2 protein-coding genes are annotated in these 1,509 nt (G+C 51.7%); one reads left to right on the top strand and one right to left on the bottom strand.

The features are described from left to right. A partial coding sequence (locus CPT76_RS06305) for a GntR family transcriptional regulator (RefSeq protein ID WP_105442275.1) occupies positions 1 to 1,008 on the top strand: 1,008 nt, incomplete at its 5' end. A gap of 174 nt (positions 1,009 to 1,182) precedes the next feature. On the opposite strand, the gene CPT76_RS06300 is transcribed toward CPT76_RS06305, so the two are convergent. Then, a partial coding sequence (locus CPT76_RS06300; protein WP_374954612.1) for a beta galactosidase jelly roll domain-containing protein occupies positions 1,183 to 1,509 on the bottom strand: 327 nt, incomplete at its 5' end.

The following is a 1,509-nucleotide window of genomic DNA, read 5'->3' as shown; positions in this document are numbered from 1 at the left end:
GAACTTGGCAAGGATGACCGGATTCCGAGCGAATCGGAGTTCTCCAAGCTGCTGGACGTCAGCTCCATTACGGTAAGGAAAGCATTGGCGGAGCTCGTCAATGAAGGCGTCATCTACCGGATCAGGGGAAAAGGCAGCTTTGTCGCCAATCCAGCGGAACCAGTCAACCAAACGTCCAATTACGTGACCTTTATTATTTCCGGCAATGATATGTACGACAGTTCGTATATGAAGATTATCAAAGGCGTGCAATCCTTTCTAAACCAGCAGGGATGCAAACTTATCATTGAATTTGTGGAAAATGATGTCGAACAGGAGCGGGAGCTGATCCTGAAGCTGATTCAGTCCGAGAACCGCGGGCTGCTGATTTATTCCGCCAATCCCGACGCGGCAAGGGAGTACCTCAACGAAATCCGGAAGAAGTCAATCCCGTTCGTCATGCTCGACCGCTTTCCTGCCGGTTATCCGGTCAACTGCATTACATGCAATAACCATGACGGCGCCTATGAGGCCGTTGCGTATTTAATCGCCCAGGGCCACCGGAAGATCGGTTTCGCCGCATATGATTTTCATCTGAGCACCGAGGTCGAACGGTACAATGGATACCGCCATGCCATGGCAGACGCCTCGCTCGGGCCGGATGACGATGTCTTGTTTCTTCAGCGGGAATTAGATTATGCGAAGCTGCTGCAGCAAATTCAAAGAGGCGAGCTCACCGCCCTGTTTTGTGTCAACGACAGACGCGCGCTCGAAGTGATCGGGCAGCTTACGCAGCAAGGGGTCAGCATTCCGGAGCAAATATCGATCATGGGATTCGATGACGTAGAAAGCTCGAAATATGCCAAAGTATCTTTGAGCACCGTAAATCAGCCCTTCGAGATGCTGGGCTATGAAGGGGCAAAACTGCTGTTTGAGAGCACCAAAGACATGTCCGGCGGATCCAAAAAAATATTGCTGTCCACGGAGCTCGTCATCCGCGAGTCGATCCGGTCCAACGTAGAGCCATGACGCTCTGCTTTTCTATTATGAATTTTTCACATAATGAATTGAGCTAACCACAAATCAAAAAGGGAACGGCCTTAGGCGGCCGTTCCCTTTTCCCTTTCAGGAGATGATGTTCCTGCTCTATATGATACGTTCATGTCATGCTGCTCTTTCTTGCAGGAACTAACTTTGTCCGCTTTAACCCAGCTTTGCCTGATCCGCCAGTGTGACGGATGACTGCCGCGTACCGTGCAGCTCGAACAGTATGATTTCGTTCCGGCCTTCGCGCAGCAGTGGTGCCGGGATATACAGCGTGGACTGCGGCCCAACCTCCCAGTACCGGCCGAGGTTAAACCCGTTAATATAAGCGACGCCTTTTGTCCAGCCTGTGACGTCCAAGAAGGTATCGGCGGTTCCGCTTACCTCAAAGGTGCCTCTGTAAAATGTCGGGGTATTCTGGCTTGCAGCATCCAAGCCGGCGGCATCTTCTTCCTTCAGATGCGGAACAAAGGCCAGCTGGTCCAG

The organism is Paenibacillus sp. AR247 (assembly GCF_002968895.1).
In the GTDB taxonomy this organism is placed as follows: domain Bacteria; phylum Bacillota; class Bacilli; order Paenibacillales; family Paenibacillaceae; genus Paenibacillus_AQ; species Paenibacillus_AQ favisporus.
Note: the sequence above shows the minus strand (reverse complement) of the source record. Positions and strands in the feature narration are given on the sequence as shown.